Origin of the sequence: Paenibacillus chungangensis (assembly GCF_042675905.1) — a bacterium.
In the GTDB taxonomy this organism is placed as follows: Bacteria; Bacillota; Bacilli; order Paenibacillales; family Paenibacillaceae; genus Pristimantibacillus; species Pristimantibacillus chungangensis.
Window position 1 is genome coordinate 1 of record NZ_JBHTJZ010000018.1, and the last position, 17,377, is coordinate 17,377.

Here is a 17,377-nt window from a genome sequence, read left to right on the forward strand (position 1 = left end):
AAGACTTCTATGATTTCTGGGAATCCCGTCAAATCGGGTATGTCGGCAAATTAAAATGGACCAGTCGTCTTGCCCAGCAAGTAAGTGAATGTAAACACTGGACGCGCTTTGTTGATGAGGATTGGATCATCGAAGGGATTGTTCTGTTCTACAAAGCAAGTACTTGGCTCAAGACGCGGCGTGTGGCTGTCATTCGAAAGATGCAGCGTTACGCTGATGATCATCCACTGCTTGAGCTGGATACGTTCTGGCAATATGAAGCTATGGTCACAACAGAAAGCTGGGAAGCCATCGACGTATGGCGATTCTATAACCAACGCTGCTGTATGGAAAACTACATCAAAGAAGGAAAAAACGGTTTTGCAATCCACCGTATCGCAACACAATCCTTTGCTGCGAATGAGATGGATCTCTTGCTGAAACTGCTGGCTTACAATCTGTTCGAGCGCTTTAAGCTTCAATGTTGTGATCCGATTCAACGATCATTTACCATTCAGCGGTTTCGTCGGGAATTTATCCAGTGTGCTGGCGTACTCGTTCGAAGCGGTCGTCAGTTTACCTTGAAGCTGGCTGAGTCGTTCCAAAACCGCTGGGCGTGGCTTCGAATGGAACGAAAAAGTATTTTATTGGAATGATTGATAATCCCAAAATAAGTATTGGAAACTCCGTTGCCCCTTCATGTGGGGAGGGGGAAGTTGTCTGCAATTTCTACAAAGACTCTAAACTTGTTGAAAAATCACCACCATAACTGGATGATGTTTCCTATCCCGCTTTTAGGAGAAGCTTGTACTTATGCACTTTCGTAATTCAGGTTAATATAACATTCCAGTTCCAAACTTTTAAAAAACCCCAAAAACTCCAAAAAAACTTCATTATTTTTCCTCCGTTTTATTTCTAGATGTAATTTTTTGATAAATACGAATGATATGATAATAAGATTCATAAAATTTCTTTTATCCATCCAGAATTAAGAAAGCAAAAAAGTGCGCCAATCTTTGGTAGAATGGTGTTTGACTAGATCATTCTCAACACAAAAGAAAAAACCTTGATTTCTCAAGGTTTCTTGCTTGTATGCCGAGGACGGGAATCGAACCCGTACGGTGGTCACCCACCGCAGGATTTTAAGTCCTGTGCGTCTGCCAGTTCCGCCACCCCGGCACGGTAAATCCTTCTACAAATGGTGGGCCCTGAGGGACTCGAACCCCCGGCCAATCGGTTATGAGCCGACCGCTCTAACCAACTGAGCTAAGGGCCCTCGCTTCTATAAATGAGTACACATTTAGTCGAAAGTTTGGTTGCGGGGGCAGGATTTGAACCTGCGACCTTCGGGTTATGAGCCCGACGAGCTACCGAGCTGCTCCACCCCGCGTCATCCAATATTTGCAGAAGAATTTTAACGGCGACATAAAATAATATACTATATAAACAGTCTTATAGTCAAGCATTTTTTTCTAATTTCGTTTATGGCAAGTATCTGACTCCGTATCTTCCCTTTTTGGACCGGAATATTTCCGCTTCTTGCGGACAATCATAGCCGTAAATCCACCAATCGTTTTCCATACGCCTTAACAAGCAACCGGCCTGAAATTTCGTATCATATAGCCGAAGCCAATAGACCCATCTCAACATTGCCCTCTCCCTCACTTGCATCTTATCGGTTAACAATTAGATTACCCAAATACAGTCAATTGCAAGCATGATTTGTTCTTAGCATAACAGCGATTAGGGTATACTATAAGAAAGTAATGAACGAAGGAGCTGATGGGATGCAGTACGGTATAGCTATCTTCCCGGATCGAAGTGTCCAGGACGAAGCGAATAATTGGAGAATACGCTACGATCCGCATTACTGCCATATTCCGGCTCATATGACGCTTCGCGATCCGGAAGAATGGAACAAGGCGACGCTTGAGGCGGCCATCCGGCATTTAGAACAAGTAGCTACCGCTTTTCAGCCATTCACTGTTCATTTTAACCGTGTTTCCACCTTTTTCCCGGTCAATCATGTACTCTACTTCGCCCTTGAAGACCCTACTCCCGTTGAGAATCTTCATAACGCTATATGTGGGGGGCCGCTCGCATTATACGAGGAACGATACGTATTCACACCGCATGTCACCATAGGCCAGAATATGGCTTCTGATGAGCTACATGATATTTACGGTAACCTCCGCTTGAGAGAATTGTCCTTGACTTCGCATATCGATCGGTTTCATTTGTTATACCAGACGGAGCAAGGCGGTTGGACCTCTTATCAGTCGTTTCTGCTTGGAGAGGCGCCTCAAGCGCAATGAGACAAAAATCCGCAAGCGCCGAAACGCTTGCGGATCGTGGTTCTACTTATTCAGAAGCATTGTTCATTGAAGCAGAATTTTCCACTGCGGAGTCATTCGTAACAGCTTCGTCAACCGTAGTCTCCTCCGATGCCGCTTCGCCGCTAGCTTCTGTAGCTGTATCTTCTGCTGGCATCTCTTCCGTTACTTCTTCCGTCACTCTCGGCATTGGCATCGGTTCAATAACGCCGCCCTCACCAGGCATGCGCTGAAGGATTTCATTGCCCCTCACTTCCCATTCCGCAAGCGCTTGACGGGTATCCATCTCGCCGCTCAACACCTTCTGGAACATCTCCCGGCCAACGTTTTGCACTTCCCATATGCCTGGATTGTCTTGATAGATCCTTTCCTCGTCGACAGAGGACGGCGGAATCGGCTTAAGCGTCGTGAATGCATCGACGTTGTAATCCATACCCGCGATTGGCTTCAGGAATTGCTTGCGTGCAACCAGTTCATGCAAGCTTCTGGATTTCAGCTTCGCCCAATCCTCACTGTTGGAGAATTTGATGAAATCCCATGCGCCTTCCGGGTTAGGCGCCTTTGCGTTGATTCCCATCAGCTGGCTCAGATATATATTGCCGCCAATGTCCGGAGCGCTTGAATGCGTCGGCACCGTAACGACATCCCAGTCTACCATTTCGAAGTTTTCAATCTTGTCAGCGCTATCGTTCGCCCTTCTGAGCTCATTGATATAATAATAGCCGTCGATCGTCATCGCAACTTTGCCCTTCAGGAACAGATCGCCACCGAATGGATCGTACTGATATGAGCCGTCACTGGAGGCCATTTTACTATACATGAGTTGCATGAACTCTTCATCAGGAACGATATCTTCTTGGTACAACTTGTGAACGGTATCCCACGCATTGGCCCAGCCATCGCTGTTCACCAGCATTTTCTCGCCTTTGTCATCCCACATTTTCAGCTGCAAGCTCTCGCTATAACTCATTACGCTACTGAAGCCGTCGTTACTCCAGCGATTGAACGAGAAGCCGAATATCCGGTCCTCCCCTTCGCCGCTGCTCACTTGGCGAGCCAGGTTTAGAATATCAGTCCACTGCATTTTATCCTGCGGCGGCTCAATATTGTTGTCGGCGAAAATCTTCTTGTTGTAATAAAGCGCAGAAGAAGTGAAGGTAGGCGTTAAGGCGAATATCTGATTGTCACCGGCTTGCTTGATGCCTTCTATGACGGTGTCTACGTAATCCGTCAAATCGAATTCATCCTTCTGAATATGCGGATCAAGCGGCTGTAGCAAGTTGTCTTGCGTAAATCTCCGAAGCATACTGTAATCGATGACGACGACGTCAACGGGATTGTTGCCGGTCATAAGGTTTTTCATTTCCTCGTAAGGATTGGGCCGCTCTACTTCTTCACCGGGCTTCTGCTGCATATAACGCTGATCGTCGTAATTGACGGCCGTGACGATCTCGAACTGGACATTCGGATTCATCATTTCATACATATCCGTATATTGCTGGCGGAAGTAAGGCTCATTGTCGGGACCGCCATAGAGCACCCCGATACGCACAACCTGATTCTCCTGCTTGCCTGGATCGTTGCCACCGCTGCATCCGGCCAGCAAGCCTGTCGCCAGGACCAGCGACATGCCCGTTGCCGTCCACTTCTTCCACTTTATTCCTGTGCTATCATTACTCTTCATCTCGTTCTCCCCCCAATGATTTAGGTGACGTTATAATAATGCGCTCCCCGTCGAACTCCATCGACGCCTTGTCTTTGATGCCTAGCTCCGACAAAAATTCCTTCGGAACCTGCAGGCGGCCAACGCGATCGACGACAACATAGGCTTCATGCACTTGCTGCAAGCCTTTGCCTGGTGTCTGAGGCAACTCGCCGCCCTCGCCGATATTAGGATTGCGCTTAATAAACTCCGTGCTGGTCAACCCGTCGCGAATCGCCACGACGCGATCCACCTTGCTGGCCAGCGTCATATCATGCGTAACAATGACGATTGTAACGCCCAGCTCCTTGTTCAATCGGCGGAATATGCCCATAATTAGATCTGAAGTTGTCGTATCGACTGACCCCGTCGGCTCATCGGCAAGCAGCAGCTTTGGGCGGTTCGATAAGGATATTGCAATGGCAACGCGCTGCTGCTCGCCGCCGGAGAGCTGGTGCAGCTTATTGTGCATACGCTCCTTCAGACCCACCCACTCCAGCAATTGCTTTGCATATTCGCGATCCACTTTGCCGGAGAGAATCATCGGCATTTCCACATTTTCCAGCGCAGACAGATAAGGCAGCAGGTTCCGGGCATTGTTTTGCCAGATGAAGCCGACCGTCTCCCGCTTATATTTAACGAGATCCTCTTCCGTAATTTTAAGCAAGTCCCAAGGCCCCACCTTCACCTGTCCGGCGGAAGGACGGTCAAGACCGCCCAGCGTATTAAGCAGCGTCGACTTACCGCTGCCGCTATTGCCGATGATAGCCATTAGCTCGCCTTCTTCTACCTTCAGGTTCAAGCCCTGTAGAGCTACGACTTCCAAATCTTCCGTCTTGTATATTTTTACAAGACCTTCGCAATCAATCATTTGCTTTTAACGCTCCTCTCCCATTTTGACTGCCTGATGGACCTTCAGTCTGCGAATGTGAAGGAACAGAAGCATGGCGCCGATAAGCATCATAAAGCCGACAACGTAGAATAGCTGATTCGTATCGCTTGCATTGAAGACGACACGGAACGGCGGCACTGTCTCCGCCACATTCTCCGTCGTCTGCAGGAACGGCAGGAACAGTAAGCTGACTGCCTTCCCGATTAAGACGCCAAGACCGATCGCAAGACCTGCTGTGAACAGCTGCTCCAGCAGCAACATCCCGGTTAATTGCTTGCGGGATAAGCCCATCGCACGCAATACACCGAACTGAACGACTCGCCCGGACAGATTGAAGAACCAATACAGCACATAACCGGCTAGCGTTACGATGACCGATACGAGGAATCCTAGACTCAATATACCGAATACACCGCCTCGGGTCGGATGCTTCGATTGCGTAATCAATTCACTGCGCACATCCTCGAAAGATGCGATCTCAATATTCGCCTCTAGAAGCTTCTCCACAATTGGGGCCGCCGGAGCGTTCGGCTCCATCTTCAGCCATACCTCGTAAGGCATGATCGGCAGCTGATCATACAGATAGTCCAGATTAGCAATCAGGAATGGCGCCTGATCCGGATAGAGAGTAGGCCAATAAGGCAAGATGCCCATGACGGTGAACTCAACCATGCCGTCCGTAAAGCCGACTGATATGATATCGCCTAGCTTCAGCTGATACTTCTCCGCAACGCCGGAAGGGATAATTGCTCCGTGCTCGTAAGTGCCCATATTGTTCAAGAAGATATTGGGATGGTACGGGAACAAATCGTTACGGAACCAAGCCACTTCTGCAAAATCAACATTGTCTATACCCAGAATATTGCCTTGACCGATTGATTTACCGGAGATTATGACATTGCCTTTCGTCTTCAGGACGCGGGCCGCATGCTCCACACCTTCAAGCGAACGGAATATCTCGAACGGCGGTTCGTTGTACAGAATGCGTGTCGGCGGGTTGCCCCCTTGATTGCCGGGATTGCCCTGGTTGCCAGGATTGCCTGAATTCTGCCCATCGCCTTGTCCGGGCGGCTTCGCTTCTGGGGTTCCATCCCATATCGTCTGAATGATAACGTCCGAACCGTATTTGTAAAGCGTTCGTTCTGTTGAATTCAGATCGATCGTACGCGCTGCCGAAGCATTGTATACGCCGAGCCCGAGCGTCAATACAAGCAATATCATAAGCGGATAATAGCCTTTCGACGAACGCGAGAGCTGTGTCAGCGTCAAGTACAGCGGCACGGGGAGAAACTTCCTGCCGAGCCAGTTGAACAGCTTGAGCAGCCATGGGAACAAGCGTAAGAAGAACAAGCCCAGCGCGAATATGGCGAGCGCCGGAACAAAGAACAGGAACGGCTGCACGTTCAGCTGATCCGTCGTCATTCCCGTCTGGAACGTCAGCATCTGCCTCTCATTGAACATATACCAGCCATAGCCCGCCGCGCCAAGCAGCAGCACATCGAGGAACCAGCGCTGCCATACCGGCTTGCGGTCGGAGCGAGCAAGCTCCTGCTTGTAATTCACGATAGAAGCACGAGCGTAGATAATGGCTGGAATGACGGTTGCCAGTATAGCGAGCACCACCGCTGAGACGCCTGCAATGATCGCCTCCGTCGAGAAGCCGACAGGTATCGACTTTCGGTTCACGAACGACAGGAAGCCGTCGGCCGAGCCGATGCTCTTCGCCATGAACCAGCCGATGAACGGGCCTGCCGCCAGCGCGATGGCTCCCAGCAATAGTCCTTCCAGCAGATAAATAAGAATAATCTGCCGAGTGCCGGCGCCGCGGCTACGCAGTACGGCGATATCGCTGCGCTGCTTGTCGAGCGATTGTCGCGCATTCATCGCGATAAAGAAAAATACCATGGCGATCATCGGCGCCGCCAGCGTAAACAGCAGCGTCTGCAGCTGCAAGCTCTGCTTCTTGAATTCCGTCAGCGTATCTGCGAACGACAACTCCACTCGCGTATCCTTCAGGCGCTGATACAATTCAATGTTCATTCGCTCCAGCGTCTTGCCCAGCGGCGTTAGCTGACTCGTCTGAATCTCAGATAGATCGAACGCATAATACCAGACCGCATTATGAATTGGGATATTCAATTGCTTCAGAAGCGTCTGCTGGAACGCTTCTTCATGAATAAGCAGCGAGCCCAGCATGCCTTCCAAGCCTTGATACCAATAAGGATCGGAGTCGTTAAGCGGAGTGAAGGCGCCGACAATCTTCACCCGGAGCGTCAAGTTAAGACCGCCGTATACGGGATATTCGAATATATCGCCGATATGCACATCGTTGCGATACATGGCTTCCTCCAGCATGACGGCTTCAATCAGATCTGTACCCCCTGCCCCGTCCTTGAACCATTGTCCCTGTGCAATCTCGACCTGCTCCTTCAGGCCAGACATTGACTGCAAGGACAGCAGCCGATTCCGTCCTGCATCGACCTTCGATGGATCTTCCGGCACCACCTCCGAGCTGCGGATCGAATAATTCTGAACGAGTGCGTCATAAGCGAACCCGACGTCTTGCGGAATCTGTTCGTTAATATACGTCTCCACTTCCGTCAGATCGGACAGCTCCGTCTTCTCGCCAGGTGTTGACTGATAGCGGATGAGCAGCGAACCAGCCGGCAGACCGGTGCTCTTCTCTTGCAGTTGCTTCGCTACCACACGCTTAAGCGCGCCGTCCGCGTACATCGGAATGCTTGTTGCGAACGCAACCGCCATAATCAAGCCCGCCAGCGTACTTAACGTCATCCATTTGGTGTTCCACATTTTTCGGAATAGAAATTTTAGCAGCGGGATTCCCATAAGCTATCGACCTACTACTTTCTGGCCGGGTTTCAGTCCTTGCAAGATTTCGACGTCCGTCGCAGTCTGCTGCCCCACTTCAACATCTACTTCTGCTTTGTTGCCCTCTTTGTCTATCACTTGAACATATGTACGAGATCCAATATTGCGCAGGGCAGCCGGCGGGATGACAATCGCATTCTCGGTCCGCTTCGTAATGACATGAATGGAGACCGGGGTACCTCGATTCAGATCCTTGGGCAGCTTCGGAATGTCCACAAGCATGAAGTCCTCGGGACGTTCCGGCTTATTATTGTTGTTCGGGTTCGGATAACCGTTATTGTTATCGTTCTCCGTCGACTTCACTGGCAGCTGCTTCACCTTGCCTTCGAAAGCCCCTACACCGCTAATGCTGACGAGAACCTCCATGCCCGGCGCCACCTTCTCCAGCTCCGTCTTGGTCAGCTTGGCCGCGGGTGTGATCAAGCCAGTGTCAGCGACGATCGCTACCGGGTCGTAAGCTTTAATGGAATCGCCCTTTTGCACGCTCAGAGATACAACGGTGCCGTCGAACGGCGCATACAGTGTTGCCTTGTCGATCTCCTCTTGCTTATCTACCAGTTGCTGACGTTTCTCCTCGAACGAGATGCGAAGCTCCTCGAATGCCATCGGGTCCATCTCGTCTCGCTTGCGCAAATTCTCCTTCATCGCATTTTCTTCCCGCTGGAAGGCGATCCTCTCCAGTCTGAGCGACTTTTCCAGATCAGAGACGTCCAATTCTCCGATAAGATCCCCCGTCTTCACTTTATCGCCGCTCTTCACATACAGTTCTTTCAGACGCGCGTCTTTCGTAAAGTACAGTGTCTCCTCCTCCATAGAGATCAGCTTGCCAATGACCTGAACTTTTGTTTCCAGCGTCTTTGTCTTCACTTCGTATTCTGGCTTTTGTGATATTTTCGGCGGGGTAATAATTGGAATCTGCTCCTCTTCTTTCTCCGATGGGAGCAACGAGCACCCGCTTGCGACTAGTAGGGATACACTCATAACGGCAATCAAGGAACGTTTATATAAACTTCCCGTCCACCATTTCATAGACATGGTCGGCAACCTCCATAATTGTAGGATCATGTGTAGTCATGCAAATAGATACATTTTCTGTTTCGATAATATTTTGAAATACCGACATAATTTGCGCAGACATTGCGGTATCCAGCTCTGCGGTCGGCTCATCCGCCAACAGCAGGATCGGACGATGAGCGATCGATTTGGCAATGGCAACGCGCTGCTGCTCACCGCCTGACAACTCAAAAGGACGATGATGCATGCGCTTCGCCAGCCCTACCAGCTCCAGGCATTCCTCCACGCGCTTCTTCCACTCCGATCGCGGCTTGCCTGCCATGCGGAGCGACAGCTCTACATTCTCGTAAGCGGACAACAGGGGCATAAGTGCAAACGCCTGGAAAATAAACCCCATCTCTCTACGCCTCACCAGCGTTCGTTCATCGTCACTCATCTTGCTGAACGGCAAGCCATTAAACCATATCTCGCCTTTGCTAGGCGTATCCAGACCGCCCAGACAATTCAGCAGTGTCGTCTTGCCGGAGCCCGATCTGCCCTTGAGCATCACCAGTTGACGCGGCTTGATATCCATCTGTATGCCCTTCAATACGTGAAGGGTGCTTCCGCCCACAGGGAACGACCGTTCAACCATGTTGACGGCCATCAGCTTCTCATTGGTATCGTTGCTAGCTCCCGACGCCCTTGCGCGATGCTCTTTCTCGGAGTGGTTACTGTGGTCACTGCGAGAACCCAGTTCATCAGCAGTATGGGTATCCTCTCTTTTCTTTGTATCGGTCATACTCTGCACTCTCCACCCCTTCTACTCTTCATTTCATAATTCTAATCTTACCACCATAGACGTTGATATGGCGCAAAAAGTTACTGCAACCGACAACAACTTGCGAACATTTTTTACGAATATTCGAAATAGGATGATAAAAGCTGTACAGAATGAGGATGCATTCCGTACAGCCGGAGTTTATTATTTCACTTTAAATTGATCTACCGCTTCGTTCAGCTGAAGAACGACCTCGTTGAGCCCGTCTGCCGACGCCGAGATACTTTCTATGAGCGCGAGCTGTTCTTCGGTAGCGGCAGCTACACTATCAGCCTTTTCCATATTGCGTGAAGCACTCGTAGCACTCTCCGCTACCGACGCGCTTACTTGCTCGGAGCCGGCCGACAACTGCTCGGTTATTGCCGAATTCTCCTGAAGCTGCTCGGATACTTTAGTAATCGCCGTAATAATAGAATGAAGATTTTCACTTACGTCGCCGAGCCTTGCACTGCTATTCTCTACCTCCTCCATCGTTCGACTCATATAGCCGGACGCATTGGATATGTCACTGCGCGTCATACTCACTAGCTGATCGATTCGTTCCGCAGACTGCAGCGAGCTGGCGGCAAGCTTTCGGATTTCATCCGCTACGACGGCGAAGCCCTTTCCATGCTCGCCTGCCCTAGCTGCTTCTATCGAGGCGTTCAATGATAATATATTCGTCTGGTTGGAGAAGGCCGTAATATTCTCCACGATCGTTCCAATATCCTTTGAGCGCTGCTCCAGCGTTCCAATCACGGTCGACAGCTTGCCAATGACGCTCTTCACTTCCAACATTTGCTCCGACAGGCCAGACAACACAGCTTGTCCTTGATCCGCTTGCTCAGTCGTGGCGCTAGCTTCATCCGCTACTGCGGAAGTGTTCTCAGCAATGCGGTTCACTCCTGCCGTCATCTCTTCAATCGCACGCGCGATTTCATCGGCGCCTCTGGCTTGCCGTTCCGAGCTGCCGGCTACTTCTTCGATCTGACTAGCCACATGTTCGGCGGCGGCCGACGATTCCCTGGACACGCTTGACAGCTTCCCTGCTGATTCATTGACGCGCGCCGTACTGTGTTTAATACCAGATATAAGATCCTTCATGGCGTCGATCATGCTGTCTACGGAACGGGATATGTCTCCCAGCTCATCCTTGGAATAATATTGTTCCGCTGTCGTAGTCAGGTCACCTTCACTCACTTTCTTCGTTTTATTCATGACATTTCTGACCGTGACCATTATCTTCCATACAACATATAACATAAATACAATTAATAACACGGTAACGACTGCCATCCCAATGAAAAAAGACAATTGTGTCCCCTTTAGCTGCTCGTCTATATCCGTTAGTGTATCATAAGCGTATTTGTCCAGCACTTCGCTGATCTGATTCATTCCTTCTCGGCCATTTTGAAAGTGCTCATCGTAAACGCTGGCCAGCAACTTCGCATTCCCGTCACCAGTTGCCTTTAGCACTTCCTCGTACCAGATCGTAAACTGATCAATCGACAGATCGAAGGTGTCTTGCAGTGTTTTACCGGAATTTTCATACGTAAGACCAAGGAGCTCGTGCTTATCCAATAACGCTTTCGCCTCTTCTACACGGTTGAAGACCTGATTCCGGTTCTCCGTCAAGTCAGCCAAATTCGCTTCCTGCTCCGATGCTTGAGCATTTCCTGATTCCAATCTCAAATAAGCGACATAGGCTTGATACATGTCACGGTCCGCATTTAATATAAGCGATTCCACCTTGGCAGTTGATTCGTATATCGAACTTGACATTTGCACGAATATCGCTCGGTTTTCCCCAAGGAGGTACAGCCCTGTAAACAAGTAAACCAAAATTGGCACCATGGCCAGCATTAACAATTTCACACGCAACGTTAATCTCACCCGAAAGACCCCTTTTCGTTAAAATTAATCCTGATATTTATATCGGAAATAATAAAAAAAGAGTGAACCCTGCTGATGATCATCAGCAGGGTTCACTCTCTTTTCGCTTGCAACGATTCGTTATTTACCAAATGACTGTGGATCTTTGCGCCACGCCTGCAGTGCGGCAACGTCGGATTCAGCCACTTTGCCCAGCTTCACCGCCGTATCAATCAACGCAGAATAATTAGAGAGCGTCTCCAGCGGCATATTTTCTTGCAGAAAAGCATCGGAAGCCTGCTGGAACTGATAAGTGAAGATTGCCAGCACTGCCAGCACTTCCGCACCTGCTTCGCGCACAGCGAGCCCCGCTTTCAACGAGCTTCCACCGGTGGAGATCAAATCCTCAATTACAACAACTTTTTGTCCCGCCATGATGCGGCCTTCGATCTGATTGCCCTTACCGTGGCCTTTCGCCTTATCGCGAATGTAAGCCATAGGCAAATTCAGCTTCGACGCCACCCATGCGGCATGAGGAATACCGGCGGTGGAAGTGCCTGCGATAACCTCCGCCTCGGGGTAACGTTCCTTAATGAGTGAGACGAATCCCTCCGCAATCATATCGCGGATGTCGGGATATGTCATCGTCAGACGATTGTCGCAATAGATCGGAGACTTCAGTCCTGACGTCCATGTGAAGGGCTCATTCGGCGACAGAGCAACCGCTTCTATGTCCAGCAAGCGCTCTGCAATTTTGTTCGGAAGCTCCGTCAACGTTGTACTACTCAATTCCGATCAACTCCTCCAGAATAGATTCAAGCGCCGCTCTCGGGTCCTGGGCCGCTGTAATCGGACGACCGATGACCATATAGTCGGTGCCTTGGCGCAGCGCTTCTCCCGGCGTCATAATACGCGACTGGTCTCCAGCCGCAACACCGAGAGGACGAATGCCTGGCGTGACCGTCTTGAAGGAAGCGCCGCATGCCGACTTCACGGCGATTACCTCGGATGGAGCGGCGACGACGCCGTCCAGCCCGCTGGCATGCGCCTGCTCCGCATATCGGAGAACGGCTGCCTCCACAGAACCGCTTATGCCGATCTCTTCGTTCATCATCGTCTTACTGGTGCTGGTAAGCTGCGTGACCGCAATGACATCAGGCTTCTTCTGCCCGGTTCCGATCGCCGCATCCACGCCTTCCAGCGCCGCTTCCATCATCGCTCTGCCGCCGGCGGCATGGACATTGAACATGTCCACGCCCAGACGCGTCACACTTCCCGATCCGCCCTTAACCGTATTGGGAATATCGTGCATCTTCACATCGAGGAACACATGATAGCCCTGTTCCTTCAACGATGCCACGAAGGAAGGGCCAGCAGCGTAGAACAGCTGCATGCCCACCTTCATGTAACAGGGAATGCCTTGCAATTGCTTGATCAGCGTCTCCGCGGCAGCCGAGTCGGGATAGTCAAGCGCGACCATAACCTTTTTGGCGGCTTGTTCTCTTGTCAATGCCATAGCTGATTCCCCCTCTTACTTCTGCAGAACCGGCATAGAGCGAGAGGAGAAGTTGATCGTCTCCAGCATGACCAGCAATGCGCGAACCGTATCCAGCGAGGTCAAGCATACGACGCCGTTCTCTACCGCTTCACGACGAATCCGGAAGCCGTCGCGCTGCGGCGTCTTGCCTTTCGTCAATGTGTTGACTACGATCTGCACGCTGCCTTCGCGCACGAGATCCAGAATGTTCGGCGAACCTTCGCTCAGCTTCTTCACTTGCGTCACATGCAATCCAGCTTGCTCCAGGGTGGCAGCCGTTCCGCCTGTCGCGTAGATCTTATAACCGATATTGGCGAAGCCGCGCAGCAATTCCGTCGCTTCTTCCTTATCCTTGTCAGCTACCGTCGCGACGATCGAGCCTGCGGCAGGTATTTTCATGCCTGCGCCGATCAATCCCTTGTACAGCGCCTTCGCGTATTGAACGTCGCGGCCCATCACTTCGCCCGTCGATTTCATCTCCGGCGTCAGGGTCGGATCGACGCGGCGCAGCTTGGCGAAGGAGAATACCGGCACCTTCACCGATACATATTCATCTTCAGGCCACAAGCCGTCCACATAACCGTTGTCCGCCAGCTTCTCGCCCAGGATGGCGCGCGTCGCCAGATTGGCCATCGGCAGATTCGTCACCTTGCTCAGGAACGGCACTGTACGGGAGGAGCGTGGATTCACCTCAATCACATACACTTGCTCGTTGTGAATGACGAACTGAATGTTAACCAGACCGATTACTTTCAATTCCTTCGCAATCTTGACCGTTACATCAACAATCTGCTTCTTGATCTCTTCCGACAGCGATTGCGGCGGATAGACTGCGATGGAGTCGCCAGAGTGAACGCCAGCGCGCTCCACATGCTCCATGATGCCAGGAATGAGAACCGTATCTCCGTCGCAGATCGCGTCGACTTCCGCTTCCTTGCCCAGCATGTAGCGGTCGATTAGAACAGGATGCTCCGGATTGATCTTGACTGCTTGCTCCATGTAGCTCAGCAGCTCCTGATCCGAATAGACAATCTCCATAGCGCGTCCGCCCAGGACGTAAGACGGGCGAACAAGCACAGGGTAACCAAGCTTCTGTGCGGTTACGACCGCATCATCAACCGTAGTGACCGTGCTTCCTTCAGGCTGAGCGATGCTCAGCTTGCGAAGCAGCGCTTCGAACTTCTTCCGGTCTTCCGCCGAGTCGATGCTCTCTAGGCTGGAGCCCAGAATACGAACGCCCGCTTTCGCCAGCGGCGCCGCCAGATTGATAGCCGTCTGTCCGCCGAACTGCACGATAACGCCGATCGGCTGTTCTTGCTCAATGACGTTCATGACATCCTCGAAGAACAGAGGCTCGAAGTATAACCGGTCGGAAGTGCTGAAGTCGGTCGATACCGTCTCAGGGTTATTGTTAATAATGACCGCTTCATAGCCGGCCTTCTGAATTGCCCATACCGCGTGAACAGTGGAGTAGTCGAATTCGATGCCCTGACCGATCCGGATAGGGCCGGAACCCAATACCAACACCTTCTGCTTGCTCGTCTCCGTCACTTCGTTCTCCACTTCATAAGTAGAGTAATAGTAAGGCGTAGTTGCTTCGAACTCGGCCGCGCAAGTGTCAACCATCTTGTAGACCGGCTTGATGTTGTTCTCCTGACGGAAGCTTCTCACTTCAGCTTCGATGGTATGGTTGCCGCTCGGGAAGCCTTCCTTGCGAATTTCTGCAATAGAGCGGTCAGAGAAGCCCATCCGCTTCGCCTCATACAACGTTTGGACAGACAGGGTCGCTTCCTTGCGCAGTCGATCCTCGAAGGCCACGATTGCGGCGATTTTGTCCAGGAACCACCAGTCGATGTTTGTTATATCTTGAATATCCTGAAGCGCATAGCCGCGGCGGAACGCTTCCGCGACAAGGAACATGCGCTCATCATCTGGTTTCTCCATACGATGGCGGAGCGTCTCGTCGTCCAGCTCTGCAGCTTCCTTCAGATGCAAGCGGTGTGCGCCGATCTCCAGTGAGCGGACAGCCTTGTGAATCGATTCCTCGAACGTGCGTCCGATCGCCATCACTTCGCCGGTCGCTTTCATCTGCGTGCCCAGCTTGCGATTGGCGTCCACGAATTTATCGAACGGCCAGCGCGGGATTTTCGATACGATATAATCCAACGTCGGCTCGAAGCAAGCGTAGGTCTGACCCGTAACCGGATTGACCAGCTCGTCAAGCGTATAGCCTACAGCAATCTTAGCTGCCATCTTCGCGATGGGATACCCCGTAGCCTTGGAAGCGAGCGCAGATGAACGGCTGACGCGAGGATTCACCTCGATGACATAATATTGATAGCTATGCGGATCCAGCGCGAACTGGACGTTGCAGCCGCCTTCGATATTCAGAGCGCGAATGATCTTCAGAGATGCCGAGCGCAGCATCTGATATTCGCGGTCGGACAGCGTCTGGGAAGGCGCTACGACGATGCTGTCTCCGGTATGAACGCCGACAGGGTCGAAGTTCTCCATGTTGCAGACGACGATACAATTGTCGCCCGCGTCGCGCATAACCTCGTATTCCACTTCCTTCATGCCTGCAATCGACTTCTCGATCAGACATTGGCTGATCGGGCTGTAGCGAATGCCGGAAGCGACCACCTCGCGCAGCTCTTCTTCGTCTGCGCAGATGCCACCACCTGTGCCGCCAAGCGTATAAGCAGGACGAACAATAATGGGATAGCCGATCTCATTGGCGAATGCAACCGCGTCTTCAACTGTTGTGACGATGTCGCTTTCAGGCACCGGCTGCTCCAGCTCACGCATCAGCTCACGGAACAAGTCGCGATCCTCCGCCTTCTCGATAGCCATAAGCTGCGTACCAAGCAGTTGTACATTCTCCTGCTCGAGAACGCCTGCCCGCGCCAGTTCTACCGCCATGTTCAGGCCTGTCTGGCCGCCCAGCGTCGGCAGCAGGCCGTCAGGACGCTCCTGACGAATGATTTGGGAGACGAAGTCTAGCGTAATCGGCTCGATATACACCTTGTCCGCCATATTCGTATCCGTCATGATGGTTGCAGGGTTGCTGTTGATTAAGACAACCTCGTAGCCCTCTTCCTTGAGAGCTTGGCACGCTTGCGTGCCGGCATAGTCGAATTCTGCCGCTTGTCCGATGACAATCGGTCCGGAGCCGATCACCAGAATTTTTTTCAGCTTATTATTTTTGGGCATATTGTAACTCTCCTTTCAGCGTCTCCGATAGCAAGACTTGACGAGGTTTTTGCGGGTTGTTGGCTTTATAATCTGCGATCATGTCCAAGAACTTGTCGAACAGATAGCTGGAGTCGTGTGGGCCGGGAGCCGCTTCTGGATGATACTGCACCGAGAATGCGGGATATTGCTTGTGCTTAAGTCCTTCAATCGTCTTGTCGTTATTGTTGATATGCGTAACTTCCAACTTCGTGTCGGAGATCGAAGATTCCAGAACGGTGTAGCTATGGTTCTGCGAAGTGATATAGCAGCGGTTCGTCGCCAGTTCTTTAACGGGATGGTTGCCGCCGCGATGGCCGAACTTAAGCTTGGTCGTATCCGCTCCGCATGCCAGGGCGAACAACTGATGCCCGAGGCAGATACCGAAGATCGGATACTCGCCCAGCAGCTCCTTAATCATCGCTATGGCATGCGGCACATCCTTCGGATCCCCAGGGCCGTTGGACAACTGGATGCCGTCTGGCGCCAGACGGCGAATCTCATCCGCAGTCGTATTGTGAGGAACGACAACTACATCACAGCCGCGCTTTGTCAGTTCGCGCAGAATGCCGTTCTTCGAACCGAAGTCGACAAGCACGATACGCGCGCCGTTGCCTGGGCTAAAGAATAGATTCTTCGTAGATGTACGGGCGACCTGATCTCTCATCTGGCTTGTAGCGGCCAGACGCTCTTGTAGCTCTTCCAGCTTCTCATTACCGGTCGTCAGCAGTCCCCGCATCGTTCCGTAATGGCGCAGCTTGCGAGTCAGCATGCGTGTGTCGATGTCGCTGATACCAGGAATACCATGCTCCTTCAGCAGTTGTCCTAGCGAATATTGAGCGCGCCAGTTGCTCGGTACGGGCTCATGACGGCGAACGACGAAGCCGTGAATAAAGGGGTGGATCGACTCGAAGTCATCGCGGGTAATCCCGTAGTTGCCGATGAGCGGATACGTCATTGTGATGATCTGCCCGCAGTAGGACGGATCGGAGAGCACCTCCTGATAGCCTGTAATCCCTGTATTGAATACAACCTCTCCTGCCATTTCGGTCTCTGCACCGAAGGACAGGCCGGTGAATAATGTGCCATCTTCCAACAATAGTCTAGCTTGCATCCCTTTCACTCCTCC

The 17,377-nt window shown here is 51.5% G+C and carries 12 protein-coding genes and 3 tRNA genes; 2 read left to right on the top strand and 13 right to left on the bottom strand.

What is annotated here, in order from left to right; translation table 11 throughout:
* Positions 1 to 635: transposase (locus ACFQ2I_RS12805; protein ID WP_377564711.1), on the top strand; the 635-nt coding region annotated here is incomplete at its 5' end.
* Between the two features lie 437 nt (positions 636 to 1,072).
* Here ACFQ2I_RS12805 and ACFQ2I_RS12810 read toward each other — a convergent pair.
* The 3 genes from ACFQ2I_RS12810 to ACFQ2I_RS12820 all read right to left on the bottom strand — a co-directional run bounded on the left by ACFQ2I_RS12810 (position 1,073) and on the right by ACFQ2I_RS12820 (position 1,369).
* Positions 1,073 to 1,158 (bottom strand) — tRNA-Leu (locus tag ACFQ2I_RS12810).
* 20 nt (positions 1,159 to 1,178) lie between these two features.
* Positions 1,179 to 1,255: transfer RNA gene (locus ACFQ2I_RS12815), tRNA-Ile, on the bottom strand.
* Positions 1,256 to 1,292: 37 nt separating this feature from the next.
* Positions 1,293 to 1,369, bottom strand: a tRNA-Met gene (locus ACFQ2I_RS12820).
* A 397-nt stretch (positions 1,370 to 1,766) separates the two neighbouring features.
* Here ACFQ2I_RS12820 and ACFQ2I_RS12825 point away from each other — a divergent pair.
* Positions 1,767 to 2,294, top strand: coding sequence for a 2'-5' RNA ligase family protein (locus ACFQ2I_RS12825; protein WP_377564713.1), 528 nt, complete (start codon positions 1,767 to 1,769; stop codon positions 2,292 to 2,294).
* 46 nt (positions 2,295 to 2,340) lie between these two features.
* Here ACFQ2I_RS12825 and ACFQ2I_RS12830 read toward each other — a convergent pair whose 3' ends face one another.
* The 10 genes from ACFQ2I_RS12830 to ACFQ2I_RS12875 form a co-directional block, all read right to left on the bottom strand.
* Entirely contained in the window at positions 2,341 to 3,996 is a 1,656-nt protein-coding gene (locus ACFQ2I_RS12830; protein ID WP_377564715.1) for an ABC transporter substrate-binding protein, read from the bottom strand.
* Entirely contained in the window at positions 3,986 to 4,885 is a 900-nt protein-coding gene (locus ACFQ2I_RS12835) for an ABC transporter ATP-binding protein (protein WP_377564717.1), read from the bottom strand. Before ACFQ2I_RS12835 ends, ACFQ2I_RS12830 begins: the two co-directional genes overlap by 11 nt.
* Before the next feature lie 6 nt (positions 4,886 to 4,891).
* Positions 4,892 to 7,753, bottom strand: coding sequence for an ABC transporter permease (locus tag ACFQ2I_RS12840; protein WP_377564719.1), 2,862 nt, complete (start codon positions 7,751 to 7,753; stop codon positions 4,892 to 4,894).
* 3 nt (positions 7,754 to 7,756) lie between these two features.
* The gene (locus tag ACFQ2I_RS12845) at positions 7,757 to 8,830 is read right to left on the bottom strand and encodes an efflux RND transporter periplasmic adaptor subunit (RefSeq protein ID WP_377564721.1); all 1,074 of its coding nucleotides are present in this window, start codon (positions 8,828 to 8,830) and stop codon (positions 7,757 to 7,759) included.
* Positions 8,796 to 9,590 (bottom strand): ABC transporter ATP-binding protein, encoded by a 795-nt coding sequence (locus ACFQ2I_RS12850; RefSeq protein ID WP_377564723.1) that lies wholly within the window; start codon positions 9,588 to 9,590, stop codon positions 8,796 to 8,798. The genes ACFQ2I_RS12845 and ACFQ2I_RS12850 overlap by 35 nt, the downstream gene beginning before the upstream one ends.
* A 183-nt stretch (positions 9,591 to 9,773) precedes the next feature.
* Entirely contained in the window at positions 9,774 to 11,501 is a 1,728-nt protein-coding gene (locus ACFQ2I_RS12855; RefSeq protein WP_377564725.1) for a methyl-accepting chemotaxis protein, read from the bottom strand.
* Between the two features lie 120 nt (positions 11,502 to 11,621).
* Positions 11,622 to 12,269 (bottom strand): orotate phosphoribosyltransferase, encoded by a 648-nt coding sequence (pyrE, locus tag ACFQ2I_RS12860; protein ID WP_377564727.1) that lies wholly within the window; start codon positions 12,267 to 12,269, stop codon positions 11,622 to 11,624.
* The gene (gene pyrF, locus ACFQ2I_RS12865) at positions 12,262 to 12,996 is read right to left on the bottom strand and encodes an orotidine-5'-phosphate decarboxylase (protein ID WP_377564729.1); all 735 of its coding nucleotides are present in this window, start codon (positions 12,994 to 12,996) and stop codon (positions 12,262 to 12,264) included. The genes pyrE and pyrF overlap by 8 nt, the downstream gene beginning before the upstream one ends.
* A 15-nt stretch (positions 12,997 to 13,011) precedes the next feature.
* Positions 13,012 to 16,230 carry a carbamoyl-phosphate synthase large subunit gene (gene carB, locus ACFQ2I_RS12870; protein ID WP_377564731.1) on the bottom strand — a complete coding sequence of 1,073 codons (3,219 nt, stop codon included), beginning with the start codon at positions 16,228 to 16,230 and terminating at the stop codon, positions 13,012 to 13,014.
* Positions 16,217 to 17,362 carry a carbamoyl phosphate synthase small subunit gene (locus tag ACFQ2I_RS12875; RefSeq protein ID WP_377564733.1) on the bottom strand — a complete coding sequence of 382 codons (1,146 nt, stop codon included), beginning with the start codon at positions 17,360 to 17,362 and terminating at the stop codon, positions 16,217 to 16,219. Before ACFQ2I_RS12875 ends, carB begins: the two co-directional genes overlap by 14 nt.
* Between the last annotated feature and the right edge of the window lie 15 nt (positions 17,363 to 17,377).